The sequence below is a fragment of the Ruegeria sp. L12 genome, assembly GCF_056531745.1.
Map to the genome: position 1 here is coordinate 1 of NZ_JBQFMH010000025.1, position 25804 is coordinate 25804.

24 protein-coding genes and 2 pseudogenes are annotated in these 25804 nt (G+C 54.5%); 10 read left to right on the forward strand and 16 right to left on the reverse strand.

The genetic code is table 11. From position 1 onward, the window contains the following. From ACR0K9_RS20525 to ACR0K9_RS20575, 11 genes are all read right to left on the reverse strand, one after another. On the reverse strand, positions 1-299 hold a 299-nt coding region (locus tag ACR0K9_RS20525; protein ID WP_480825860.1), incomplete at its 3' end, for a hypothetical protein. A 19-nt stretch (positions 300-318) separates the two neighbouring features. Beyond that, entirely contained in the window at positions 319-1797 is a 1479-nt protein-coding gene (locus tag ACR0K9_RS20530; protein WP_480825862.1) for an autotransporter outer membrane beta-barrel domain-containing protein, read from the reverse strand. Positions 1798-1813: 16 nt separating this feature from the next. Next, positions 1814-2659, reverse strand: coding sequence for a KPN_02809 family neutral zinc metallopeptidase (gene ypfJ, locus ACR0K9_RS20535; protein ID WP_480825864.1), 846 nt, complete (start codon positions 2657-2659; stop codon positions 1814-1816). A gap of 188 nt (positions 2660-2847) precedes the next feature. Further along, a complete protein-coding gene (locus ACR0K9_RS20540; protein WP_480825866.1) occupies positions 2848-3036 on the reverse strand; it encodes a hypothetical protein in 189 nt (62 codons plus the stop codon). A gap of 25 nt (positions 3037-3061) precedes the next feature. Beyond that, positions 3062-4072, reverse strand: coding sequence for a HupE/UreJ family protein (locus tag ACR0K9_RS20545; protein ID WP_480825868.1), 1011 nt, complete (start codon positions 4070-4072; stop codon positions 3062-3064). Continuing rightward, positions 4069-4902, reverse strand: coding sequence for a peptidyl-prolyl cis-trans isomerase (locus ACR0K9_RS20550; RefSeq protein ID WP_480825870.1), 834 nt, complete (start codon positions 4900-4902; stop codon positions 4069-4071). Before ACR0K9_RS20550 ends, ACR0K9_RS20545 begins: the two co-directional genes overlap by 4 nt. Positions 4903-5002: 100 nt before the next feature. Beyond that, a complete protein-coding gene (locus ACR0K9_RS20555) occupies positions 5003-5776 on the reverse strand; it encodes a hypothetical protein (protein ID WP_480825872.1) in 774 nt (257 codons plus the stop codon). A 17-nt stretch (positions 5777-5793) separates the two neighbouring features. Continuing rightward, a complete protein-coding gene (locus ACR0K9_RS20560; protein WP_480825874.1) occupies positions 5794-6795 on the reverse strand; it encodes a SphA family protein in 1002 nt (333 codons plus the stop codon). A 57-nt stretch (positions 6796-6852) separates the two neighbouring features. Beyond that, positions 6853-8724 carry a DUF3604 domain-containing protein gene (locus ACR0K9_RS20565; protein ID WP_480825876.1) on the reverse strand — a complete coding sequence of 624 codons (1872 nt, stop codon included), beginning with the start codon at positions 8722-8724 and terminating at the stop codon, positions 6853-6855. A 13-nt stretch (positions 8725-8737) separates the two neighbouring features. Beyond that, entirely contained in the window at positions 8738-10627 is a 1890-nt protein-coding gene (locus ACR0K9_RS20570) for a DUF3604 domain-containing protein (RefSeq protein ID WP_480825878.1), read from the reverse strand. A 13-nt stretch (positions 10628-10640) separates the two neighbouring features. After that, entirely contained in the window at positions 10641-12560 is a 1920-nt protein-coding gene (locus tag ACR0K9_RS20575) for a DUF3604 domain-containing protein (protein ID WP_170744550.1), read from the reverse strand. Between the two features lie 360 nt (positions 12561-12920). Here ACR0K9_RS20575 and ACR0K9_RS20580 point away from each other — a divergent pair, with 360 nt between their 5' ends. Next, positions 12921-13607 (forward strand): Crp/Fnr family transcriptional regulator, encoded by a 687-nt coding sequence (locus ACR0K9_RS20580; RefSeq protein WP_170744551.1) that lies wholly within the window; start codon positions 12921-12923, stop codon positions 13605-13607. 84 nt (positions 13608-13691) lie between these two features. Here ACR0K9_RS20580 and ACR0K9_RS20585 read toward each other — a convergent pair whose 3' ends face one another. Further along, positions 13692-14879, reverse strand: a complete 1188-nt coding sequence (locus tag ACR0K9_RS20585) for an MFS transporter (protein ID WP_170744552.1) — start codon at positions 14877-14879, stop codon at positions 13692-13694. Positions 14880-15037: 158 nt separating this feature from the next. Here ACR0K9_RS20585 and ACR0K9_RS20590 point away from each other — a divergent pair. From ACR0K9_RS20590 to ACR0K9_RS20600, 3 genes and pseudogenes are all read left to right on the forward strand, one after another. Next, positions 15038-15151 (forward strand): annotated as a pseudogene (locus ACR0K9_RS20590) (IS6 family transposase); the annotation flags it as partial. Between the two features lie 195 nt (positions 15152-15346). Next, the gene (locus tag ACR0K9_RS20595) at positions 15347-15667 is read left to right on the forward strand and encodes a hypothetical protein (protein ID WP_170744553.1); all 321 of its coding nucleotides are present in this window, start codon (positions 15347-15349) and stop codon (positions 15665-15667) included. Beyond that, positions 15604-16728 (forward strand): hypothetical protein, encoded by a 1125-nt coding sequence (locus ACR0K9_RS20600; protein ID WP_480825880.1) that lies wholly within the window; start codon positions 15604-15606, stop codon positions 16726-16728. Before ACR0K9_RS20595 ends, ACR0K9_RS20600 begins: the two co-directional genes overlap by 64 nt. A gap of 239 nt (positions 16729-16967) precedes the next feature. Here ACR0K9_RS20600 and ACR0K9_RS20605 read toward each other — a convergent pair whose 3' ends face one another. Continuing rightward, positions 16968-18005, reverse strand: a complete 1038-nt coding sequence (locus tag ACR0K9_RS20605) for a YbaY family lipoprotein (protein ID WP_480825882.1) — start codon at positions 18003-18005, stop codon at positions 16968-16970. A gap of 541 nt (positions 18006-18546) precedes the next feature. Continuing rightward, positions 18547-18708, reverse strand: a pseudogene (locus ACR0K9_RS20610) (IS6 family transposase); the annotation flags it as partial. Between the two features lie 243 nt (positions 18709-18951). Here ACR0K9_RS20610 and ACR0K9_RS20615 point away from each other — a divergent pair. After that, entirely contained in the window at positions 18952-20007 is a 1056-nt protein-coding gene (locus tag ACR0K9_RS20615; protein WP_480825884.1) for a tyrosine-type recombinase/integrase, read from the forward strand. A gap of 56 nt (positions 20008-20063) precedes the next feature. Here ACR0K9_RS20615 and ACR0K9_RS20620 read toward each other — a convergent pair whose 3' ends face one another. Then, positions 20064-20408, reverse strand: coding sequence for a type II toxin-antitoxin system RelE/ParE family toxin (locus ACR0K9_RS20620; RefSeq protein ID WP_480825886.1), 345 nt, complete (start codon positions 20406-20408; stop codon positions 20064-20066). Further along, the gene (locus ACR0K9_RS20625) at positions 20405-20662 is read right to left on the reverse strand and encodes a type II toxin-antitoxin system ParD family antitoxin (RefSeq protein ID WP_480825898.1); all 258 of its coding nucleotides are present in this window, start codon (positions 20660-20662) and stop codon (positions 20405-20407) included. Before ACR0K9_RS20625 ends, ACR0K9_RS20620 begins: the two co-directional genes overlap by 4 nt. Positions 20663-21499: 837 nt before the next feature. Here ACR0K9_RS20625 and repA point away from each other — a divergent pair. The 5 genes from repA to ACR0K9_RS20650 all read left to right on the forward strand — a co-directional run bounded on the left by repA (position 21500) and on the right by ACR0K9_RS20650 (position 25583). Further along, positions 21500-22684 (forward strand): plasmid partitioning protein RepA, encoded by a 1185-nt coding sequence (gene repA / locus ACR0K9_RS20630; protein WP_480825888.1) that lies wholly within the window; start codon positions 21500-21502, stop codon positions 22682-22684. Continuing rightward, on the forward strand, positions 22684-23652 hold the full coding sequence (gene repB, locus ACR0K9_RS20635) for a plasmid partitioning protein RepB (RefSeq protein WP_480825890.1): 969 nt from the start codon (positions 22684-22686) through the stop codon (positions 23650-23652). Before repA ends, repB begins: the two co-directional genes overlap by 1 nt. Positions 23653-23829: 177 nt before the next feature. Then, positions 23830-24879 carry a helix-turn-helix domain-containing protein gene (locus ACR0K9_RS20640; RefSeq protein WP_480825892.1) on the forward strand — a complete coding sequence of 350 codons (1050 nt, stop codon included), beginning with the start codon at positions 23830-23832 and terminating at the stop codon, positions 24877-24879. A gap of 60 nt (positions 24880-24939) precedes the next feature. Beyond that, complete coding sequence (locus tag ACR0K9_RS20645; protein WP_480825894.1) at positions 24940-25305, forward strand: CopG family ribbon-helix-helix protein; 366 nt, start codon at positions 24940-24942, stop codon at positions 25303-25305. Next, positions 25302-25583, forward strand: coding sequence for a type II toxin-antitoxin system RelE/ParE family toxin (locus tag ACR0K9_RS20650; RefSeq protein ID WP_480825896.1), 282 nt, complete (start codon positions 25302-25304; stop codon positions 25581-25583). The genes ACR0K9_RS20645 and ACR0K9_RS20650 overlap by 4 nt, the downstream gene beginning before the upstream one ends. Positions 25584-25804: the final 221 nt, after the last annotated feature.

The following is a 25804-nucleotide window of genomic DNA, read 5'->3' on the forward strand; positions in this document are numbered from 1 at the left end:
GACGTGATCGAGAGACAAGACACGCCGACCGCTGATTGCCCTGCGGCGACACTATCGATCATGTCACCGAAGCTCATCAGCGTAACTTCATAGTCGAGCCTGAGTTCCCGAGCCACGCGATCCCACAAGAAAATGGCCAGACCATCCAGCTTATCCGCCTCTCCAATCACAAATGGAGGACAGAACGAGGCAGCCACGGGCACAGGTGCAGTACGCTCTTGCGCCCACGACGTTACGGGCGCAAGAATTCCGAGGATCGTCAGGACCGCGATTATGATGAGGATGGGGCTACGCTTCATATCCTTTGCATTTCAGAGATCAGAAACTCACCGATAGGAACACGGATGCGTCGGTGGCATCCAGATTGTCTTCAAACAGGCTGAGATAGCCAAAGGACGCTTCGGCAAACACTGCCTCGCCCATTCGTGCGCGCACTCCCAGGCGAGTCGACCAGAGCAGATCGTCCTGATCCTGGCCCACCGAAGGCGCCACCAACCCCAGTTGGTCGTTGTCGATCCAATAGGTTGCCCCGAACGTTGCAAAGGGTGCGACCACACCATTCGACGTCAAGAATGGGCGGCTGACTTCGACCTCTGGTGTCAGAGTGCTGTATTGCGCGCTGTCCAGTTCGACAATGATATCGCGCTGTATTCCAAGCAGTGTTCCGGACAGGTCAAAATCTTTGCTTTCATAGCGATAATAATCAAAAGCCAAGGACGGGCGGATCAGGAAATTTCCGGCTTCATATTCGCCGGTCGCCTGTAGATTGGCCCGCCAGCGCGTCCGATCAAAGTCACCCGTCAGCCCCAAAAGCGAAACATCCGACGAAAGTTGCCCAAAAGTGGCCAGACCATTCAGGGTCCAGTTCTCGGCCATCCGCCACGCAAAATAGGGTCCAACTGCCCAGCCATTTGTATCCTGTTCGAACAAGCCGCCGTAAGCGTTGGCATCCGTGTTGTCGAACTCTGCCTGTACTCCCAGAACAAGCGTCGGTGTCACAAGACGATCGATGCCTGCCGCGAAATAGCGATCGTTCACGTCCAAATCCCGAACGCCGCGTGTGTCTTCGACTTGCGTAAAGGTGAAGTCTGCCCAGACATTCCACGGGGTCGGCGGGGCAAAATCGCGCCCTTCGGTCAGCGGCGGCGTCACTAAAGGGTAACACACGGCCGGATCCAGTTTTCCGTTGGGATCTGTTGTGCACGGTCTTTGTTCCTCGACCACGGCAGAGCGATCAAACCGCGTGTCACCTGCCGTTGGCAAGACACCCACAAATCCACCTTCCGGCACACTGCCTCCGGGTCGTCCTCCAGTTCCACCACCGCCGGGTCCACCTCGGCCTCCGCCACCACCCGGTCCACCAGGATTTCCTCCGCCTCCACCGCCGCCCGGTGGCCGGCCCGGAAGCGACCAGTTTCTTCTTTGGTTTTGTGTCTCGACAAGACAGTCCCGACCATTGGGCGCAGCACCACTTTCAAACAGCCGGTGTACGCCGCCAGATCCGTTGGAAACAAACGGCGAAAAGGACAGATGAGGGCCGCTGCGGTTTTGGCTCCAGGTGTCGACGGTTGTGTTTCCCTGCGCCGCTTCCAGCCGAAAATCACCCCGTGCGGTTGTGGACAGCCAGACCGAGGATGTCTCGCCACGCGTCCGTCCGATATAGATCAGATCGCCGGACGAGCCGCATTGTTGGGCAGCAGCCTCGGATCCCAGCGCGCCGAAAATGGACAGCGCTGTAATTGATCCCAACACAGGTGCCATTGTCGTGCAGACAGCTGCTATCAATTTGGCTTTCATTTGTTTTCCTTGAAAATCAGGGATATCTTGCTGCGAAGGTATCGCAGATATTGGGGTTTCCGGATTTGTAGCCGCGGTAAAACCAGTTTTGCCGTTGTTCACTGGTGCCATGCGTAAAACTGTCAGGCACCACAACACCTTGTTGGGCGCGTTGCAGAGCGTCGTCTCCGATGGCGGCGGCCGTGTTGAGCGCCTCTTCGATGTCGCCCGGTTCCAGCACCCCAAACCGTTGATCCATGGCTCGCGCCCAGACGCCGGAGTAGCAGTCGGCCTGAAGTTCCACGCGCACCGAAAGGGCATTTGCCTGGGATTGGCTGGACTGTTGTTTGGCGCGGTTCACCTGCTCCAACAGTCCCAGGCTATGCTGAACGTGATGGGCCACTTCGTGTGCAATGACATAGGCCTTGGCAAAATCACCACGCGCGCCCAGACGTTGCTCCATCACCTGAAAGAAGGACGTATCAAGATAGACACGTTGATCGACCGGGCAATAGAATGGACCGGTCGCGGACATGGCACGCCCGCAGGCAGATTGGGTTCTTCCTGCAAAAAGAACCAGGACCGGTGGCATGTATTGAATTCCTGAGTCATTGAATATCTCACCCCAGATCGCTTCGGTATCCGCAAGAATGACAGCCACAAACTCTTCGGTTTCGTCGTCAATTTGAACCGGCGCATTTGCTTGCGGAGGAGCAACCTGACCACCGCCGCCCAAAAACGGCGTGACATCGACACCAAAAAGTAGGCCGATCACGAGGATCACAATCAATCCGGCACCGCCTATACCGGCGCGAGATACGCCGCGGGGCCCATGGCGTCGGTCGTCGATGTTTTTGCTTGTACGTCGTCCTTTCCAGCGCATGTGGCCTCCGATCCATCCGAGCGTCTCAAAACCAATTTCTGACGGTTCCCCGATCTACGAGGTTTGAACGGGGAACCGATCCGGACTTTCAAAACCTGAGGCAGTGACAACCGTAACTAATGGACGATATCGGGTGTCACTTCGCCACCAATCAAATTGCGCTCAGTGTTTTGGGGCATCCGAATTCCTCAGCCGTCGACACCTGCGGTATCACGAGCGGTCTCAGCCGGTGTGCATCGGTTGGTACTGACGCCGATCGTCGCCTGCTGGACTTGTCTTTTGGCCGCCTTTTCCGGCGTGCAGTCCGGGTCTGCGATATCGCAGCCTGCAAGTATGAATGCAGTAAGCAACATCACCCCTCCACATGTTTTGATCATTGTCCCTTCTCCTTCCTTCTTTTGTTCAAAATCCGGCCAACCGTTCGGCCAGCCAAAACGCGGCAATGCATCCGATGGGATATCCAAGCATCTGGCGCGACGGCCCATGTGCCATTGACCAGCCCCAGACAACCTCCAGTGTCTTTTTCAGCGTCAGGAACACACCCAGCACGGAAAAGATGAAGGTGAGCTGTCCCGCCTCGACCCCAAGGTTGAACGCCAGCAAGGCCGCGGAGATGTCCTGTTCTGGCAGGCCAATCTCGGACAGTGCCCCGGCAAAGCCCAGACCATGCAGCAGGCCAAATCCAAATGAGATCACCCAGGGAAAACGACTGGCGAGCGTCTTTGGTTTGTCAACCGGCCGCAGAACCTCAGTCGCGAGAAAGACAATCGACAGGGCAATAACGGCCTCAACCGGCGGGCCCGGGACGTTCAGCACGCCGAAAGTGGCCAACCCCAACGTGATCGAATGCGCGACGGTAAAGGCAGTTACTGCCCAGATCAACTGGCGCAGGTTGCGGATCAGAATCAGCAAGGCAAAGACAAACAGCAGGTGATCCCAGCCTTCGAGGATATGTTCAAACCCCAACACGCCATATTGCCATTGCGTCTGGATAAGCCCCTGTTGCGCGGGCAGCATCACAGCAGGTGCGTCGGGGGTCAGGCGGAAGGTCGCCATATTCACCGTGTCCAGATATCCCACTCGAAGCAAAACATCTGTTCTTTGCGCCTCAAGCCCGTCGATCCGGATCGTGTTGCCCCGCAGGTCTTCGGTGCAGGTCATGCGCCAGATCTGCGTCCAGGCGCGACCGTCAAAGACTGGTGCATCAAAGGTGGGCGCGGTACAGATCTCCGGAAGCGCAATGTCGATATCCATTGGAGCGCCCCGAACATCGGGCTTGCGCCAGAACACGTACCAGTCGCTTTCGGTTTCCTGCGAGATTTCCAGATAGCCTGGTTCCAGCGCATGCGCATGAGCAACGGCGGGTGCAAGAAGACTCGCCAGCAGCGCAATCAAAGCCAGAAGACACCTCATGATTCACCCGCAGAGAGGTCAGCTTCTCCAAGATCTTCGATCACATAGGTGGATCGCAGATTTTCTATGAACACCTCCGTCGCGCGCTCGGCCTGCTTCTCGCGCCAATCGGCCAAAACACGATCACGGATTGCGCCCAACGGCGGCAGAGTGTCGTCCCATCTGTTATCAAGCCGAACCAAGTGAAGCCCGAAAGACGATTGAACAGGTCCGCTCCACTCCCCCAATGGCAAGGGCTGCAGTTGATCAAAAAAACCCGTTCCAAAGTTGCCATCGACCGAAGTACGGGCGCTCAGGTCAAACCCTGTCGGAAGCAGGGAGGCATGACCCAACTGGCGGTGATCTTCCCCTGCCGCCAAACGCGCTCGCGTCTGACCGACAAACGTATCGCTGGGATTTTGACCCAGGTAAACAAGACTGACCGCAAGCCTTGCAGGGGTCGTGAACGCCTCGGCATTGTCCGTCAGGTGGGTCTGCAGCACTTCATCCTCGGGGCGGGCCGCGCCTGCCTCGGAGGTCAGAAGAAAGTTCACCTTCTGCACCAGCCTGTTGCGGATGATCTCATCATTGCCATCCAGACCCAGCGCCAGCGCTTCGCGGTACAGAACTTCGCGGTTCAGCCAATCCTCTTTCAGATTGGCCAGCTCTTCCGCCGTCGGAGGGCGCCGCCACGTGTCTTCGAACTGACCGGCCAGAACATCGATCTGCCGCTGATCGATGGTGATAACCCGTGGATTTGTATCCGCAGACCATTCGCCCGGTTGCGCAAGTTTGAACCAGCCAAAGATTGCAAGGCTGAGAAGCGCAAAATGAACAAAAGGTTCCGTCACAATCCGCCGGATCAGGCTCTGCTTGTGTATCGATAGCAGAGCCGCAGATGAAGGGTTCGTTGTTTGCCAGCTCACATTCATCAGATCATTACCCATCTCTTCAGACGCCCTTGGGCACCAGCAGTTTCAACGTAAAGCTCACAGTGTCGGCGGCCGAGATTGCGTCATCGTCAAAGTTGTGTTCGTAGGACAAGGACCACTGCCAGGGCAGACCTCCGCCTTTGACGAGCTTGGACACCTTGACCCCCAGCGGCAGGCTGCTGAAATCGCCGGCCTCCCAGTCGTAGACAAACACCATCTCGGATGTTCCGGCGGACCAGCCATTGCCAAGATTGTAATTGAACACAGGCTGAATTGTGGACAGGTTGACATCTGGCCGGCCGTCATCCCCGGCGACGGTGAAAAGGTTCTGGTTGAAAAACCCCCAGAGTCCCCATTTTTCCTGTTTCGCAAACCCCGCCGCTGGCCCCAGAGCCCATTTTTCCGCGCTCAATCCATCCTTACCCGTGGGCAACAGAGCCACAGCACCCACTCCGAAACGACCCCATGAGCGATTAAAGGTTATGAGGTCAAACAGGGTGGTGTCGCTCAGCCCGGACTGCCCGGTGGCGCTGTCGGTCACATACGGCAGTGTTAGCCGCGCAATGTGGTTGGTTGACCCCAACGTAAACGGGATCGCGGCGCGGAATTGCATAAGGCTGCTGTTTTCAGGCGAGTTATGCAGATTGAACGAATGAAACCCTTGCAGCTGAAACGACATGATCGACGCAGTCGGGTCGTTGGCTGCCGATTGCAACGACTCCGAATTTTCCTGTGCCTGGACAACACAAGGGACCAGAACTCCTGCAATCACCCATGACAGTGTCGGCTTCATGTTGAAAATCCCGCAGGTCAGAACGCCAATGAAATCACGGCCGTCAGGACATTGCTTTCGAACCGCCGCTTTGCCGCAAACTCATGTGTGTATTTAAGCTTGAGGGAAGCATCGGCGCCCAGCAGGGTACCACCTGAATAGGTGACAAGCGGCCCGATACCGCTGACCTGAGCCCGCAGGCTGCTGGCCCCCAGGGCGATCCGGGTAAGTTCGGCACCTGCGCCACTGTCATCCTCAAGCTGATGGTAGGTATAGCCAGCGAGGCCAACGCCCCAGCCCGAGCGGAAGCGCTGCACCACTGCGCCTTCTAATTGAAACGCAGGGGCCGTCTGGTAGTCGGTCGCATCGTTTTCTTCGCTGAACAAAAGGCTGGCCGCTCCTGAAACCTCAAAACCACGTTCCGGAACGAACCACGTCGCGGCAAAGAAGGGCTGGAACGACCAGACATTCTTGCCTGCATTCAATACTTGAACTGTGCGTTCCTGCAGATTGATGGATGCCGTATTATACTCTCCAGTCGGGGCATAAACGGTCAGCCCCGTGCTATAGTGCAGATTGCCCCGATGCCAACCCACCAGCCCGGTCAGGCTGATGTCACCAAAACTGGACAGCGTATCGTCAACGCTGGCTCCTTGCAACGGAGGCCGTATTGCCGTGAACGTGAGTTCAGCAACAGGAAAAGGAACAGTGAGGTTTATGGCGGGTGTTCCGCCAAAGAGCTGCGCGTCGAACACCTGAGTAACACCCAGTCGCCAGAGATTAAGTTCAAGGTCTGCGTCAGCCGCAATCGGAAGACCCGCAAGCGAAACGCCGTCCACGCTGCCATCAAGATGGTCGAATGTAAGGCTTGTGTAAGTTCCCGGCTCGGGCACGAAACCGGCAAACGTATCTCTGGTTCCCAGAAAATAGGCGCCCAACCCGCCTTCAACCGCAATCGCTGGTTTTACCGGCAGAACTGTTAGGGCAGCAATGATGGCCGCGCCCATCACCGGACGCTTGTCACGCAAAAACATCTTCATTTGTCTCCTCGTTTAAATCACTTCACGCGTTTGCCGCGCTTTTTTCGGGTTTTAGGATCAGGGCGTGTACCAAATGGGTGAGGTATAGGCCCGTTCCTGAATGGTCTCAGGCGCGCCTTCCGGCAGTTCGACACCAAAGAACTTGTGGTCATAGGTAGTCCAGCGCGGGGTTGGGATTTCCAGAACGCGCGCGTAGTAAAAAGCACTTTGATCCGGGTCGAATTCCGGGTCTTCCCAGTAGGCTCCAAAGATCGGTTGGCCTATATCGTTGGTGTAAGTGGCTTCATCGGAATCAACGGAATTCCCGACCGGAGCAGCGCATTGACCGTCGATGACCTTTCGATCACCGCATGCAATGTCAAAGACCTTTTCACTGGTCGTTCCATCCGCATTCAGCCAGCCCTTGATGATCTGAATCCGGTCCAGATTGGCCCCGTCCGGATCACGCAATGCCCGCACCAAAAATTGCGGCGCACGACCTTCACTCGTTCCCAGATCACCCCCCATAGGTACTCCATTGGCGTAACCGTGCGCCGCAAAATCTGACCTAGAGAGGTCAGATGCATCAAAGTCGTACCCTGCGAAAACGCGCACGCGTAGCCGCGTACCCGTTGTTGCATAGACCTCCTTACGCATCATCGCGTCAAAAAGGGCTTCGCGCGTGTTTTCGCGCGCCCAGATGGCAGCCAAACCGGAGGCGCTGGTCTGCCACGCATATTGCGCAACACTTTCGTCACCTCCTATGCCCCCCACCACTTCTTCAAACCGGATCGGGTCTACTGTCGGTTCGAGGGCGACAACCTTCCCGAACATGTTGTTTTCTTGTGAAGTTGAGAGTGAAGTATGTGTGTCGGTCGAGCCGATCATCCCAAACCGGAACGGGTTCACACCAAATTCAGTCTGGTAGGCCAAACCTCGCTTGAGCGCTTCGCGCGCATATTCGTTTGGGATCATCTCGGGCGTCTTGGGATTGGGACCAAGCTGGCCCTTGTCCCATGTCTCAAAATCCGCAAACGGGTCATCAGGTGACAGCATGGGATGGGCTTCACCATCCCCTTTCATTTGAGTCACTTCATAGAGCGGCTCCCAACGGGCGCGGCGTGCTGCATAATCGGCATCAAGCGCCTCGTCGCTGTCAAGCTTGACAGTGTCAAACATTAGTCCGTTTGAAAGGTTTCCATTGTGGGGGATGGCCAGAAGACGGTCGCCCGTATCGGCCTCATACTGCGCCATCCAGTCCCATAGATCTTCTGGATCCACGCTGTCGTAGGCAGAATAGGGTAGTCGCGTGTCGGCATTTTCTTTTCCGCCGCGATAGATCACATTGCGATGCAGATTCGAGCGATTAAAGGTGGAGGTCCATTCAAATCCGATGAATGCAGTGAAAGCCCCGGGCTGGTTGTGACGTTCAGCCGCCGCCGTTATCTCCTGCCAGACGCTGTCATAGACTCCGGGCACGTCTGCCAACGGGTCTACTCCCGACGCTTTGGTCTTTGAAAATATCTCCCACGCTCCGGGGTAGTCTTCCGCATCAATGGCGGCCTGAAGCGACTGCCCGTATTCCGTCTCGAGAAGTCGAGGATCTCTTGCGGCAAGCAACGGTGCTGTTCCGAGATTCTCGGCGTGATCCGCGACGACGAGAAAATCGAGCGGGCGCGACAGACGAGCCGGAAGCCCTGTCGATGATGTCACCGTTTCGCCTTTGGCAAAGCGATAAGCCGCGTCCGGCCCAAGTGTGTTGCCAATCAGACCGGCATCCGCAGAATAGGTCGTATGCACATGGGTGTCCCCAAAGTACACCTGATTTGGGAAATCCTGACTTGGATAGGGCGAGTATTCGTCGGCAGGAGCAACCGGCGGCGTGTCCTGAGCGTGAAGCGCCCCTGCCAGAGCAAGCGTGGATACAGAAAGCGCAGCGAGCTTTTTCATCGCAACGTACTCCTCAATTTGCGGGCGTGTACCAAATGGGTGAGGTATAGGCGCGTTCTTGGATTGATGTTGGGACATCCTCGGGAATTTCTACTCCAAAGAATTTTGCGTCATACGTCGTCCATCGAGGTGTCGGAATTTCCAATACCCTGACATAGTAGAAAGCAGACTGCGCCGGGTCGAACTCGGGATCTTGCCAAAAGCCACCAAGGATCGCCTGGCCAATCTCATTGGTGTAGCTGGCATTCGCGACATCTACGGTGTTGCCGACCGGAGCCGAGCACTTCGCTGAAATAAGAGCACGTCCGCCGCAAGCAATATCGTAGATGCTCTCCGACGTTGTACCATCGGCGTTGTGCCATCCCTTTATGATCTGCACACGGTCTAAGTTGGCACCATCCGGATCCCGCAAAGCACGAACAAGGAAACGCGGCGCACGGTCTTCACTCTTTTCCAAATCACCCCCCATAGGTACGCCATTGGCGTAGCCATGCGCCGCGAAGTCCGACCGAGGGAGATCGGATTCATCAAAATCGTAACCCGCGAAGACACGAACCCGGATACGTGTCCCTGTGGTCGCAAAGACCTCTTTTCGCATCATCGCGTCAAAGATGGCTTCGCGCGTATTCTCACGTGCCCAAACCGCTGCAAGCCCGCCAGCACTGGTGTTTCGCGTAAAGTTCTTTTGCGCGTCGTCCTCTGCAAGGCGCGCTGTAGCAGCCTCATCAAACCTGATCGGGTCGGCAGTTGGTTCCACCGCTGGAAATTTACCGAAGTAATTATTCTCCTCGACAGTGCTAAGCGACGTGTGGCTGTCAGTCGACCCGATCACACCAAACTTAAATGGGTTCGCCCCCAACCTTTCCCCTATTGAAAGACCGCGCATCAAAGCGGTTCGGGCATACTCATTGGGCAGCATTTCGGGCGTTTTGGGCTCGACTCCAAAGCTACCACCGTCCCAGGTCTCGAAGTCGGCAAACTCATCATCGGGAGACAGGAACGGGTGTGCTTCACTATCGCCCTTCATTTGAGTGATCTCGTACAAAGGCTCCCAGCGCATGCGCCGCTCAGCGTAAGAGGCGTCAATCGGTTCACCACGTAACAGACCGGTTTCCGAGAACATAAGCCCGTTCGACAGATTCCCATTGTGCGGGATGGCCAGAAGCTGTCCACCGGTCAGATCCTCGTAAGAAGCCATCCAGTCCCAAAGGTCTTCAGGGTCCGGGGCCTCGTAAACTGAAACCGGAACAATCTGATCTGCTTTCTCCTTGTCATCCTTGAAGACCACGACGCGGTGCAGATTGTTGCCGGAGGGGTCAAGGGTATATTCAAAACCAATGAAGGCGGTGAATGCACCAGGAATATTGTGCCTGTCTGCGGCGTCTGTGACGCGTTGCCACATAGTAATCGACATGTCCTGGTTATCGGCTAGCTCGTTCACGCCGGTCTGCCGCATCGTAGCCCAGAAATTCTGAGCGTCCCGTCTAGCTTCAAACGTCCCGGGTTTCGCTATCTCGTAGATCTGACGCCCCCATTCGGTCGCCAGCAGATCCTCGTTGGCTTCTTCAATCGCTACGGGTAGTCCCAAGTTTTCTGCATGATCAGCAACAACAAGAAAATCAAGGGGGCGGCTTAGTTTCGCATTCTGCCCGGTTGTGGAAACGACTGTCTCCCCTTTCGCAAAACGATAAGCCTCATCCGGGCCCAGCAAATTGCCGTTCAAACCCGAATCCGCTGAAAACGACGTGTGAAGATGTGTATCGCCAAAGAAAACCTGATTGGGGAAATCCTGACTCGGATAGGGCGAATAGTCGCCTGCAGGAGCAACAGCCGGCGTGTCCTGGGCGTGGATCGCCCCCGCGAATGCGAGCAGTGAAACGGAAATAGCGAGTTCCCTGATCATTAAAGTGCACTCCTCAATTTGTGGGCGTGTACCAAATGGGCGATGTGTAGGCGCGATCCTGTGTGGTCATCACAACGCTGTCCGCCATTTGAACATTGAACTTTACAGCGTCATAAGCCGTCCACCGTGGAGTGGGGATTTCGATGACCCGGGCATAATAGAATGCGGGTTCTGCCGGATCGAAATCCGGATCGGTCCAGACGGCACCAAGCTCGGGCGCACCGATGGTGTTTGTCCAGGACGGCACCGACAGGTCGACGGTATTGCCAACCGGCGGCAGTTTTCCGTTCTCATCCGGAGACCGGTCACCCCCCCACGCGACATCATAGACCTTTTCCATGGCCTCGCCGGACTCGGCATCGATCCAACCCTTGATGATCTGCACGCGGTCAAGATTTGCACCCGACGGATCACGCAGAGAATAGACGAGGAAGTCAGGCGCTTCGCCGTCTGCAGGCGTCGCAAGATCACCACCCATGGGGACCCCGCCATAGTAACCGACCTGAGCCAGATCACGACGGTTCATCGCGTCGGCTTCATAATCGCCACCAAAGAACCTTACGGATAGGCGCGATCCGGTCGTCGCGTAGGTTTCGCGCCGTTCCATGGCATCAAAGATCGCACCACGAGTATTTTCCGTAGCCCAGACAGCGGTCAAACCCGCGGCTGAATAGATGGACGAGTCATACGCAACATCACCGTTCGGATATGTCCTTCCGACATGCGCCGCCCGTTCACCGTTGGGTTCATAAGCAGTAAATTTGCCATAAAAGTTGTTTTCCTGCGCCGTGGTCAGGCCGGTATGCGTATCAGTAGCGCCGTCGGCACCAAACTTGTAGGGGTTGGACCCAAGTACAGCGCCCAGTTCCAGCCCACGCAACAAACCAGACCTTGCATATTCACCCGGCAGCATCTCGGGCGTTTTTCGAACTGTCGCGTCGAGATTGCCGTAATCCCAAGTCTCGAAGTTGGCAAACTCATCCTCGGGCGATAGCATGGGATGCGCTTCGCCATCCCCTTTGAATTGGGTCCATTCGTAAAGCCGTTCCCACTTTTGGCGTGCTTCGGCATATGCCGGATCGAGCGGCGCGCCATCGGCAAAATCATCAACGAGCGGGAACATCATGCCGCTTGAAAGGTTGCCGTTATGCGGAATTGCGGTAACGTCGCCACCCGTGACCGTTTCGTAGTTCTCGAGCCAAGCCCAGAGGTCACGCGGATTGCTCGACCCCATAGGTGGTGTTGTGGTGTAGGGCACGACCTGACCTGCGCGTTCGGGCCCATCTCGAAAAATGACGTTGCGGTGCAGATTGTTGCCCGAGACCAATGAGGTCCATTCAAAGGCTATGAAAGTGGTGAATACCCCGGGGTCGTTGAACTCTTCCGCCGCGGCGATGATATCATCCCAGACCCGCTTGTAGGCCGGATTGCCGGGCTGGTAGTTGAGTTCGGACGAAATTGTGCCTTGTGCAAACTGTTTTGTGAGTTCCTGAGCTGCCATACGGGCCGCTTGCCCACCTTCTGCAAAGGCTTCGTGAAATTGTCGCCCTTGTTCATCGGCCATGATGTTGGGCGCACCGGACAAAATGTCGGTAATGGCGCCCATCCCATCGGAATGATCTGTGATCATATAGAAATCCAGGGGACGGGAGAGTTTGACAGGTTGACCAGTGTTAGAAATCACCTGCTCACCACGAGCCAATCGATAGCTGTCGCGTGGCAAAAGTGTTGTTCCACCGCCTCCCGCATCAGCCGACAACGCGGTGTGGACATGCGTGTCGCCGAACAATGGCCGCGTCGGAAACGCGCGGTCGGCATAGGGGGAATAAGGGCGCCCCTTCAAAACACTATCGGACGCTTCGGGCGGAGCTTCTTGTGCAAAAACGCCCGTCGCAAAAAGTGTCGCAGCGAGAGAAGGAATGATTTTTTGCATCAGGTGTTCCTTACTGTGTGGGCAAATTGTTATGGATGATGGATCGGCGCGCTTTCGATTCCGGGCCTGTCAGAACGCCCCAATCAACTCGGTACGGTCCCCCGCAGCCTGCCAATCCGGAACCATGAGTGGTGGCAGATGTTCGCGGACCTAAGCCGGACTGGGGGCATTGAATGCCCCGGTGAAGCTGCCAATACATAGGAGGCCGCCTGAACCAGCCGAGAGAGAAAAACCGTTCCAATGAAGACATCAGTCACCCTAAAGAATCGCAAACCTATGTCTGAAATGTCAGATTCGCCCCTTGACTGTAGCCATTCGAATAAATCTATTTGTCCGAATTCGGACAGAAGGCGGAATTGAATGCACATATCAAGCGCAAATGCGAAAAAATATCTTTCACATCATGGCTGGGCTTCAACCCTATCGGGTGAATTGCTGGACGCGTTCCTGGGCATCACTCACCATGTAACGCTTGATGCCGGGCAGCCGCTTTATTCCATCGACGACCCTGCCAGTGACCTCTTCGGGTTGGCCTCGGGTGCGATTGCTATCGAGTCAGCAGGAACTGAAAACGTGATCGAAAAGAGCTTTCTGATGCACCCTGGGGTGTGGATTGGAGCAGCACGGCTGGCTGGAACAAAAAGACGTAAAATCGGCGCGTATACTACGCGCCCTTCGACCATTTTGGTTGTCAAAAGCAACGAGTTCGTGAGTTTTGCTGAGATTTACCCGGATATTTGGCGTCGACTGTTGTTGAACCAGATCCAAAACCAAGAGCGGGCGATTGGTTTTGCCCATGATCTCATGCGCCGCGGAAGCCATGAACGCCTTGTTGCCGTCCTGGCCAGAATGGCCGGGCTGTATGAACCCAACCCTCCTGTTCCAGCGATCGTCGATGCCACGCACCGAGAGATCGCTACCTTGACCAACCTATCGCGCGGTGTTGTTTCTTCTCGCCTTGCGGAACTGGAGCGCAAAAAACTGATAAGCCTCGGACGCGCCAGCATAACCATAACGGATCCCAAGGGACTGTTGGCGTTGCTGTGAACTGTGTTCACGAGGTGTGAGCGATCCGCGTAAACGCGTGTAGAGGTTTAGCCGAGAATGGATGGTTCTTTTTGGCTGTGCGGCTCAAACATTGGGTTGCCGACAAGACAAGCTCAACGCCGCAACACAAAACACAAGCGCCAACGCGCCCCAAAGTGGCGCGTCTGTACCAAAACTGTAAAGTGCAGTGCCGAGAACCGGCCCGGCAGCAATTCCCATTCCGCGAAAAGCCGTATTGATGCCCGCCACTCGACCCTGATCCGTTGTACCGGCCGATAAGCTGAGCGCACCCATAGCGCCAGGAGCGACTGCCCCCAGAGAAGCACCAACGGCGATCATGCCAATCGCCAGAACCAACACATCATCCGCCAGAATCATGATCCCTATTCCGGCCAAAGCGCCAATACTGCCTGACCGCAGCAACCGACGCGCATCCCATCCCTTTCGTGTTGCCACAAACACTTGTGATATCGTCAACGACAGAGTTGCGCCTGCAAGAATAAAGCCTGTTGATTTCATTGCCTCGGTACTGTTTACTTGCAGGTCATCCATTAGTTTAAGCCCGATGATCGGAACCACCATGGTGTAGCCAGCAAAGCCTGCCATCGTGATCGCAAAGAATTTCCAGAACCGAGACAATCGAATGGGTTTTTTCGTCCTTGGCCGGATATGTAATTGCGAGGTCGGAAGAAATTTCAAAGACAGAAAAAACGCAAACAAGCCTGCTAGAAGAAGCGCAACAAAGCCGACTGCAATGCCCCGCTCGGCGGTCAACCAGAGCAGCATTGACCCTGAAAGTGCGCCCAAACTGACGGAAGCCCCCATAAGACCCATGCCTGAGACGCGCGTCTTGCTGTCTGTAGTATCGGCAATGAGCGCCTGCGTCGACGGAATGAGCGCCCCACCGAACACGCCCTTTACGGTGCGGGCAACTGCAAGCGTATAGACCGTTGCGCTGCTGGCCAGAACCAACATGTTTGAGAACACCAGCGCCATTATCAACGGGCTGAGCAAAACAAACGGAATAGCGGTCAAAACCAGGGAACGGCGGCCCACGCGCTCTGACAAAACGCCCCATAGGGGCGCTGTGGGTACAACAGCCAACGCGCCGAGACTTAGGATTATGCCGACTTGTAATTCGGTGATGCCATAGTCCCGGCTCACCGGACCAAGGCCACCGGAAAGCAGTGCGTTTGACGCAGCATAGACGTAGACACCAGATACAATTGCAAGGCGCTTAATCAGGATCAATACGTTACTTTCAGTTGCCAATATGAAATAATTAAGATGTTCTCGAGCATTAGGGCCGATTGAAGCAAGATCAAGTTCTTATGTTTGTTGAGAGGGTTCCGTTGCAATCCTTCGACCATTGACGATTTCGGAATTAGCGAGTGAATGTCTGTCGGTCGTATCAAGTCGAAAGCCAGCTCATGATTTCTTTCAAAGGTGCACAGGCACCGGAGTATGTGATCCTATTCGCAGTGTTCTTCTATGTTCGATACGGCGTTTCCTATCGCTATCTGGAAGAGATCATGGCGAAGCGAGCCAGCAAGATCTCTCCAATTTAGCCAACATCACATGTTCAGAAGCGCCCCAACGCCTCCAGGGCATGTAGGAAGAAGGCCTGATCGAATTGAACTACGGACGTATCAGAACTCTCGACCCGATCGCATTGGATAGTAACGTCGCGGAATAGAATTTTGGTTTTGTTACCAGGTTCTTTGAAGTATGAATCCAGGTTGAAAATTGCAGTGGTCAGCTGCTCTGATGCAGGTTTTTTGCATTTAGCCGCCTCGACGGGCTCTGAAGGTATTTTCCATGGGTCGGCCCAAACCGATGTCGTCCACGCCACCCAACTGGAAATCCCCGAACTGGCGAATATCTCATTGCCGATAGCCTCGATTCAATTTGGCACCTTGACAGGCCAAGGACTTATCCGGTCGGAATACGGACGTATCGTTTTGATCGATCCAGAAGGCTTGGGGGGATTCGATAAATGCTTAAGTGGCAGCAAAATCTCAGGTCATCGCGCAGCCCTGATCGCAATCGAAGTGCGGTAAGTTTTTTGCTTTTTGTCGTCATCGTATTCGGTTTCGTTTCCACGCCAAGAATGGTAAACGCTTGCCCGGTGTGCACGACATTGCCAGAGACAACGCTCGCAGATCACCTACTTGCAGCCGAGATCGTCGTTCTGTCCGGGCCTGCTCCGGATAATCCCTTCAAATTCACTCCCGTAAGGGTCATAAAGGGCACTTCCGAAGGGCTTGAGCGGATGCCCGAAATCCCCTTCCTGATCGATAGCCGTACGCGTGCTGCATTCCGGGCCGACCCTGACAAGTTAATTTTGCTGACTTTTGGCACCACAACCAAAGATGCGGCCGGGCGTGGGCTGTCGCGCAAATGGACCAGAATTTTTTCTCTGACCCCCGACAGAGAGCAATTTCTCGAAGCTCTATGGATCGTGGGTGAGCATTGGCGACCGGGCAAAGGGAACTACGCCGAACGGGTTGAGTTTTTTGCACAGTTTCTTTCGGACAAAGACTTGGTGCTACGCGATACCGCACTGATCGAAATAGATCGTGCCCCCTACAGCAGCATCCAGATTTTGCGCAACAAGGTTCCTGTAGACATGTTGCTGCAAGAATTCGGCACCATTAACCGGCTAAGCTTTGTTCCGGTTTCGATCCGACTGATGGGGCTGCAAATTGACGATGACAGGGCGAGAAAAGCGGTTCAATCCCGGTATTCACAAGCGATGCATTCAAACTCGGCTTACGTGTACGAATGGGCTCTGTCAGGGATCGCCATGGACGGCTTGTCGGCCATTGAAGTCGTCAGCGATGCATTGAAGACGGAGACCTTGAAGCCGAACAGCAAGCGATCGCTTGTGCGTGCATTGGCCGATTGTGGCACGGTATCTCCTGCATTCAGAAACCGGATTACTGGGGTCTTCGCCGATGTATTAAAGGACGATAGTGCATTGGCAATGGAAATTGCGATTGCGATGCGGGACTGGAACGAAACTCAGCTGGATGAACAGCTGTTGGCCTTGTTGGACAGTGAAAACCTTGACCCGGTCACGCAATTTATCATTCAAACCAAACTTGCGCCCAAAGACTGAAGTCAAAGAAGTTTGACGCAAATATCGTTTTTGATGACGTTCGTTGCGTGCGCGAGATCGACATCGCCCGGAACCATGAACGTTTTGATCAGCCGATACCTGACCTCGGCAATACCCCCAAACGCGTGGCCGTTTGCAACGTCACAGGCAAGGGCAAAATCATTGTATTAGTGAAGACAATCGAAAACCGCGGCACCCGACAGACAGATAAGGCCTGGAAGGTTCGACAAAGTGCCGTTTCAGGGCAAGGCTACGGCTTCGAGGAATACGACCGTCATACCATCGGCGGTAAGCAGCTCCATCGTCGGACCGGTCACGACCGCCTCGCTCACCGCAGCCATACCTTTGGTCCAGGCACGCTCGATTTTATCAAATGGCGGTGGGCAAGCCGTCAACGTCATGGGACCAGCAGTCAAAGACAGCGCGGAGCCTTCAAGTGCGTAACTTCCATTGATGATGTTACAGCCGACAGTCGACGTAAAAGCCCCCTCACTGGAGCGCAAAATAAAATGGGGTTCTCGCTCGGCCTCGGTATTCTCGAGCACGCGGCTTGCAATCGATAGGATACGCCAATAGGTGTTTTCAACATCCGCGTCCGCCATTGCGCGCTCACAGGTCAGTCCTGGTACGAACCCGGCAAGCCGCTCTATCACAAGCATATCGCGCTTGCCACCTTCCATGCCTTGGCGTTTCGCTATCTCGCCTTCGAGTACTACAACGACCGGCGTCATCGGCTCGGCCTGTGCATCCAGGTATCCGCGTTCGGCATCAAGGTAAGCGCCCTCGATCGCGACCGGGTAAGTGTCTTTTGTCCCGCATTCTGTAAACGTCGCGGCGTCTGCAGAATAGACGAACTCTCCGATCATTCGGCGGGGCCGTTCAACCGGGATTTGTACTTGAACCATGTTGATCTCCACATCCATGCCAGCGCCGTCCGTTAACACCGGTGTATGCGTGTCAGTGGTGAACAGTAACCGCTCGCCTAACCGCAGGCTCGCTCGGACTGTGTAACGCCGTGTATCCTGAATGACATCGGGGTTGTAGGGGATCGCGAATTCGTAGGGCGGGTTGCCCGCTTCGTTCACCGTCACTGTGCTGAGGATTTGCGCCGGGACATCCATCAATGATACATCCTCAAGCCGAACCTCGAAGGTCACTCCGGGCGGCATGGCGATCCGTTCCCGGAATGTGGCCGTTCCAGTAATTGTTTCCATCGCATTCGCTCCAAACCCGGCGAAGCAAAGAATCGTCGCCAGGAAAGACTCAAAAACTCGCATCGCCGTAATCCTCTCGATTATGTCTCGACGTCAACCTATGGCAGAAGGAAGCTAAAGGTCCATGACGAATGATCTTCTGAACCATGACCCGATCGCACGTTCAGCTACGTTCTTGAACCAATACGCTTCAAGCGCGCTATGGTGTGAGAGGCTGACTCAAATCACATTCGAATTAAGAAATTATAGTAGTGGGCATTGGCGCTACCTCAGCGTCTCATCCCATGTGCCCCGAATCGTGAATTATCACGCTTGACTGTTGTCACTGTGCCCTTAATTTCTGGACGCAGATGCATCTTGGTGCATTTACCCAGGTTTTGTGCCCTTAATTCTCGGATATCCACAGGCCACCAACCAGGGACCTCACATACATTCGGTGAAGGACCGAAGGGTCCCTGTACCGGATCACGTCTGCCTAACACACGACTTATCCCCAGAATGCACGGTCTTGGAATTTAAGGCACAGTCCGGCAATTAAGGACACAGTCCAGAAATTAAAGGCACAAATTGGAACTGATTTTACTCAATTTTTTGAAGCAAGCGTCCAGAAATTAAGGGCACCGTGACAATTGGTGTGGTCTACCGAAACACCGCGCTCGGCCATGATTTCCTCCAGATCCCGGTAAGACACACCGTATCGGACGTAGAAAAAAACCGCGAACAGGATCACATCCTTCGGATATTGCGCGCCTTTGAAGGAAATCATGAACTGACTTTCGACTGATTTTACCGAAAGTCATTCACCCGCAGCATCTGACCACGTCAACAGCCAAAAGTTTGCGACAGATCCCAAATAAATCCTATAGTCAAATGCCCTCTTCCCATAATGAGCAAAAGTAGGCTTTTTGGAACATTACACCTGCCTCATTCTCAAATCACCATAATACCCGATAAGTATCCCTTATCATGTTATTTGATTTCCACCCGAGTTTGGTGCAAAATAGGCCTCATGAAGCCCCCTGCCCCCTATCTGCCGGCCGCCTCCCCTGCCCTGTCTCAGGCCGACCAGGACGCACTGACGGATCTCTATGTGCGCGGCACTCCGGCCAACACGCTGCGCGCTTATGAACGTGACTTGCTCTACATCACGGCCTGGAAACAGGCGCGGTTCGACGCAGGTCTAGACTGGCCCGAGACTGAAGCCTCTGCTCTTGCCTTCATCCTCGATCACGCACGGGATCTTGGCGACGCGCCAGAAACGGACATCGCGCGTCAAACGGCAGATGTACTCATCATGCAAGGGCTGCGCAGATCGCTGGCCTGCCCGGCCCCGTCCACCCTGGACCGGCGCATCGCCTCCTGGCTGGCTTTCCATCGAATGAAGAACCTCGCCGCGCCCTTTGACGCGCCCCAGGTCAAGCAAGCCCGTGCCAAGGCGCGCCGGGCCGCCGCCCGCCCCTCTGCCCCGAAATCGCAACATCCGATCACCCGCGATGTATTGGAGCAGTTGCTGGCCACCTGCCGGGGATCCCGCCGGGATTGCCGCGACCGCGCCATCCTGATGCTGGGCTGGGCTTCTGGCGGTAGACGACGCTCGGAGATCACCGGGTTGATGTTCGAAGACGTCTCGCCGAAGGAATTTGACAAGACCGGCGTGGTCTGGCTCTCGCTGCTGGAGACCAAGACCACCACCAAAGGCGAGACGCCGCGGCTAGTCCTCAAGGGCCGCGCAGCCCAAGCGCTGGTCCATTGGATCGAGGTTGCACAGATTAAGAACGGGCCGCTGTTCAGACCAGTCTCAAAAGCGGATCGTGTGCTGATACGCCGGCTTTCGCCGGACGCGATCTATCAGATCGTCAAACATCGCCTCCGGTTGGCCGGGTTGCCGGAGGACTTTGCCTCGCCCCACGGGTTGCGCTCGGGCTTCCTGACCCAGGCCGCACTGGACGGCGCCCCGATCCAGGCCGCCATGCGCCTGTCCCTGCACCGCTCCATGGCACAGGCGCAGAAATACTACGATGACGTCGATATCGCCGAAAACCCGGCGGCAGACCTGCTGGGGTGAGCACATACTGAATATTTTAGGAAATCCTCGCCTGAAGGAATCTCTGACTGCAGTGCCTATGTCTTGTTCACTGCCGCTTCCGTCAACGCAGCCAACGCAGAAACATGCCGCGGCAGATCGCAACGGGAATGCAGGATATCAACAATGACGATAACGTCCGGCTGGTCCATGTAGACCAGGAAATGCTCTCCCGCCCGTACATATCTGAGATCCACCGCCTCCTCGACCAATATAGAACAACTGCGGCTGGCCACCCTGCCCTCTGTGATTGCTTGGCAGCGCGCTATCAGTTCTTGTTCATAAAGATCGGCTTGATGCGGTCCAAACTTGTCGATGGTCCACCGGGCAATTTCCACCAGGCTGGCTTCAGCACGGCGTGTTAGTCGAAAGGGTCTGGTCACGCTTTGGTTCGTGCCCTTGCAAAGGCACGACGGATCGCATCCGAACCGCTGCCCTCTGCCAGATCTCCAGCCTGAGCCTGAGCCACACCCTCCTGCAGGCCTTGTTTGAGAGACTCCAGCCCCGCTTCTTCCCGCTCCAGAAGACGAAGGCCCGCACGCAACGCTTCACTGGCGTTCTGATAGCGACCGGATGCAACCAGATTCTGCACCAGTTGATCCTGAGATTCTGTGAGAACCACATTGCGCGTTACCATGGCATAAGCCTCCTCTTTGGCAATATATGCCAACGAGACCGTCGGTTCAACGATTGAGGAACTCAAAATCGCTAGTTCGAGCAAGCTGGTTTTAAGGACGCTAATGGGGCGTGAACTCACGGATCATGTCTGTGATCCCATATGAATCCAATGACGGTAGAGACTTGCGCCAAAAGCCGCGCCGCGCAAGCACAGCTGCACTGGATCGAGGACAGTTCCCTGTTCAGACGCAACTTATAGGCACACAATTCCCTAACCCCCGCCTTCACGGTATGCCAATTCTTGGGCTATCGGCGAGCGGCTGGCTCTAGCTGGAATGTCCGCAGGTTTTGCCTCTCCGCACGGGCTGCGCTCGGGGTATCTGACCCAGGTCGCCATGCCCTTCTCACCGCATCGTACTCCCGTACTGGCGCAGAAGTATTATTACGACGCCGGTATCGCAGAAAACTCGGTAACGAATTTGTTGGCGAGAGAATTTGACCAATCAGCTCAACTAGCTCCCTGCCCTTCCCAATTGCGCGATTTGGGCCAAATGCCGTTCGGCCTTCACTCCAACTCCATGCTAGAGGTGTTCTACTCAAAGCGGAGCCTAGGGGGGAGTTTTACAGGAATGCCTTCGCATGCCTACGTTAAAACTTCACCGGCTGAAAGAACCCATGATCCCGCTCAACCGAGTTTACAACTGTAAACCACTCTGCTCTGATGCAAAGCGTATGTAGTCCTCCGCGTTGGAAATCCTACAATATAGGCGAAAATCCTTGACTTAGTGCAATGAATCACGGCTGTTTGTCTCAAGTGGCGCAAAAATGACCACATTCTTTAATTTGAGGCAACTACATGATTCCCGTGACACCACTTGCGGCAGAAAGACCATCGGCACTCGCCACAGAAATATCTGAGAGATTAAACTCGGCTATCCGGGAACATCTACTTGCTGCATTTGCCCCGGACAACACCAAATCACTGCGAAATTTTGCAGCGCCGGAAGCTGCTGAACTCTTGGGAGTCTCAGGTCAATTCATGCGCAAAGTCCACGCAGAGGGAACGATTCCTGAACCGAATGACGTACGCAGCGGTAGGCGTTACTATACTGCCCAAGAACTTTGGGAGGCTCGCGAAACGCTTGAGAAAACCTCACGCAAAAAAGGGCGTTATGTCCCTCGCCGGACTGAAGGAGAAAAGCTCCAAGTCTGGCAGTTGATGAACTTCAAAGGCGGCAGCAGCAAGAGCACCACAACAATTCACTTGGCTCATTATTTTGCGCTTCGCGGTTACCGTGTATTGGCCGTTGACCTGGATCCACAAGGCTCGCTTACATCCATGTGCGGCATCAGCCCGGAAATAGAGTTTGACGGGCTGACGATCTACGATGCTATTCGGTATGAAGATCCGGTAGATATGGCGGACGTTGTGCTGCCGACATACTTCCCCGGTCTGTCTGTGGCGCCGTCACGGCTTGTTCTTTCCGAGTTTGAGACAGAATCTGCCGTTCACTCCAACCCAGACCATCCGTTCTTTACGAGAATACGGAATGCCTTGGCCCAGGCAGAAGGCGATTTTGACCTTGTTCTGATTGATAGCCCACCTCAACTCGGATTCTTGACAATAGCCGGGATGGCCGCCGCCAGTTCATTGCTTGTGCCACTGACACCTTCGATGCTGGACGTGTCTTCGACGGCTCAATTTCTCGAACTCGCTGGTGCTTACATGGCAGTCATTGAAGATGCCGGCGCTACGCTCGAATACGATAACTTCAAGTTCCTGATAACGCGTGACGAGCCGACAGACGTACCGTCTCAACAACTGGCTTCGTTCATGCGAGCACTGTTTCAGGATCGCGTTATGTCAGCTACGGCCCTCAAAAGCACTGCAATCAGTGACGCCACAATGCTCAAACAATCAATTTACGAGGTCGTGCGGTCGGAAATGACACGCGCAACTTATGATCGGGCAAAGAACTCAATGGATGCGATCGGCTCTGAGGTAGAGCAAATGATCCATAAAGCATGGGGACGCAGCTAATGGCTAGAAAATCGCTTCAGGAGATGTCGGGGATCGCAAACACCATCGCGCGCTCTAGCCCCAAGGTCATCGACAAAGCCCCAAAACCCAATGCCCCTGCACTTGGTGCGCTTCAAGGCTCTCTGGCCGCAATCAGGGAAATTGACCCTGCTCTGATCGACGATTGGGGCCCAGCCGATAGGCTTGGTGAGTTTACAGCTGTAAACACTGACGAGGAAGACGATAGCTTTGAAAGCTTAATGTCGAGTATCCAAGACGGTGGCCAACAAGTTCCCATTCTTGTCAGAAAATCGAAATCCGACGGTCGATACGAGGCAATTTATGGGAGGAGGAGGCTCAAAGCCTGTCGTGAACTCGGTATTAAAGTCCGCGCCAATGTTCAGGATATCGACGATGCTTCAGCGCTTCTCGCCAAGGGGCTTGAGAATGCTGCGAGGCGCAATCTTTCTTTCTATGAGAAAGCACGTTTCGCGGAGGCGATCCTGACCTCCGGGCATGACTCTGCTACGGTGCGGCAGGTATTGAACCTTTCGAAATCAGGGCTGTCTCACCTGACAAAAGTTACGCAACATGTTCCTGCAAAGATTGGTGACATGATCGGCGCGGCCCCAAAATCAGGCCGCCCAAAATGGACCGTGCTTGCAGAACACTTCGTTGCAGGCAAGCTGGCGGAAGATGAAGCGGCGAATCTGCTTGCAACCATTGAGCCATCGATGTCGTCAGATGATCGGCTGGAAATGCTCCTAAAAGCAGCTGCCAAACGTGGTGCACGACAAAGAGAAGGTGCAGCCGAAGTCAGCCCAATTGAAGGAGTTACAATCAAATCCACCAACGGATCACTAACTGTTTCGGTCAAAAGGACCGGAGCTAACGCTGGCTTCGCTAGCTGGTTGGACAAAAACATGGCTGAAATCATCAAGCGCTCACACGCTGAGTTTACAGCTGTAAACGCCGAGAAAAAGAACTGAGGACGAGCAGAAAGGAGGAAGGCAAACAAACAAAACCCCCGAAACCGGAGCTTCGAGGGCTGCTGCGCAAAGCGCAATTCTTAGATTAGACACCTAGAATCTAGCAGCACCCGAATCGCCATACAAGAAAAAACGCTCTTGAGCGAACGGGTAATTTTTGTCTGCCGATAGATAACCATGAAAACACTAACAGCATTGGCTCCAAGTGGAGCAACCTTGTCGGGAACGGCAGGGCAGGGGAATAGTACGCCCAAAAAATGGCTTCTTCTTCGCGCCGTTGAAGAAGCCCGAGAACCTCTTGGGTTAAAATCAACAACTCTCAATGTCCTGAGAGCGATGATTTCCTTTGTGGGCTGTGATCAGATTGCTGCGGACGAAGATGATCATCACATCTGCTTCGCTTCCAACGCGGCGATCGCCAAACGAACTCATGTCAGCGTCCAGACAGTTGAGCGTCATATCTCGACGCTGGTTGCGCTTGGACTAATCCGCCGCGTCATGAGCGCAAACGGCAAGCGATGGGCCCGCCGGGATCGACAGGGCAGGGTGGTCACCGCAACTGGACTCTCATTGATGCCTTTGTCTGAACGGCACGCTGAGTTCATCCAGGAAGCCCAGAGGCATGCTGATCGAGTTCTGGAATTCACCGTACTCCGCGACAAGGTTTCTGCCGCTCTGGCGCGCCTGAGGGAACTCGTAGCAAATGACACCGCGATCTCTGATTTGATGACCTCCGTACGCAATGCTCTGCGTCGCAAACCGGATGCGAATGTACTCAGCGAACTGCTGGCAGAAATCTCTGTGGAAATCTCAGAGATAACACAGACAGATACAGAAAATTTGAGGGCCAGTGACAGTGAAATTGAGGGGCACATAGAGGACTCTTTGAATCCAGAAGTTAAGAAAGAAAAACTTTCTCAATTTCAGGTTTCTCCAGATCAAATGGAGCGCAGCTTTCCACGGCTATGCTCAGAACTACGCTTTGCAAAAGATCAGCACCACTGTGATCGGCTTATGGACGATATCGCCGAATACCTACGACTTGGTCAGACTTGGTATGCTATGAAATCGACACATGGCCCAGCTCTCCGTTTCATAGTTTTGGGATATATTTTCCAACGAGCGGAGAACATTAAATCTCACCAGGCCTATTTGATTTCTCTGACGTCAAAGATCGATCGGGGAGACATGCAGCCAACCGCATTGTTGGCGCAAAATTCAAAATAACGGCGGACGAGCAGGCCGTGCTTATGAATTCACATCTCGCTTATGTGTTCACAGCAACAGATGAAGTTCATCCCACCGTTCTATTGTGAATGGAATGCGGATGTATTACATTGTACTACACAGCGGAAACAGGTGATTGCGATGAGAACCAGCCCATATTCAATCCGTCTTGATGAAGACTTGAGAAAGTCTCTGGAACGAGAAGCTGCGATAGAAGATCGGCCGCCTGCGCAGCTCGCTGTACGAGCAATTAGAATGATGTTGGAATCCAAGGCCGCAAAGCGAGCAGCCATTGATGCAGCTGTCGAAAAAGCAGATCGAGGTAAGTTCATCACAGCAGACGAAATGAATGCCTGGATAGACAGCTGGGATACCGAGAATGAGCTCTCTGCTCCGGTCGCAAGCGGGCAATCCAATAGCCAATGAAAATTGTATTTCTCGAAGATACGGCCCGGGACATTCAATGGTTCCGCTACTACTACACGTCAGTTTTTCCTGAAGGTAGCGAAAGGGCACGAGCACAGCTCAAAGCTATTCAGCTTACTCTTGCAGCAAACCCGTATGCAGGTCACCCAAGTGACACACGCCAAGACATACGGGAGCTTTCAGTATCGCGAACCCCATTTACGCTAATCTATCGTGTAATGCCCACTCAGATAGAAATTCTGCGTCTTTGGGATACCCGGCAGGGCGCAGACTATTAAAACCCGGAGTTTAAACTGGCGGCATCAGCCGGGCAGGGTAGGGCGTAAGAAATCGAACTTATTCTGCTATTCGACCTCTAGCTTCTGCACAGAGGGCCTATTTTGTTGAAAAACTCTTCCTTGATCGAGTGCTGAACTGCTGATTCAATTCCTGTAGTGGAGGGGAGGATCAGCCATGATGGGACCAAGGCAAGAGGCTCAAGCTGCGCTGTTCTATGAGT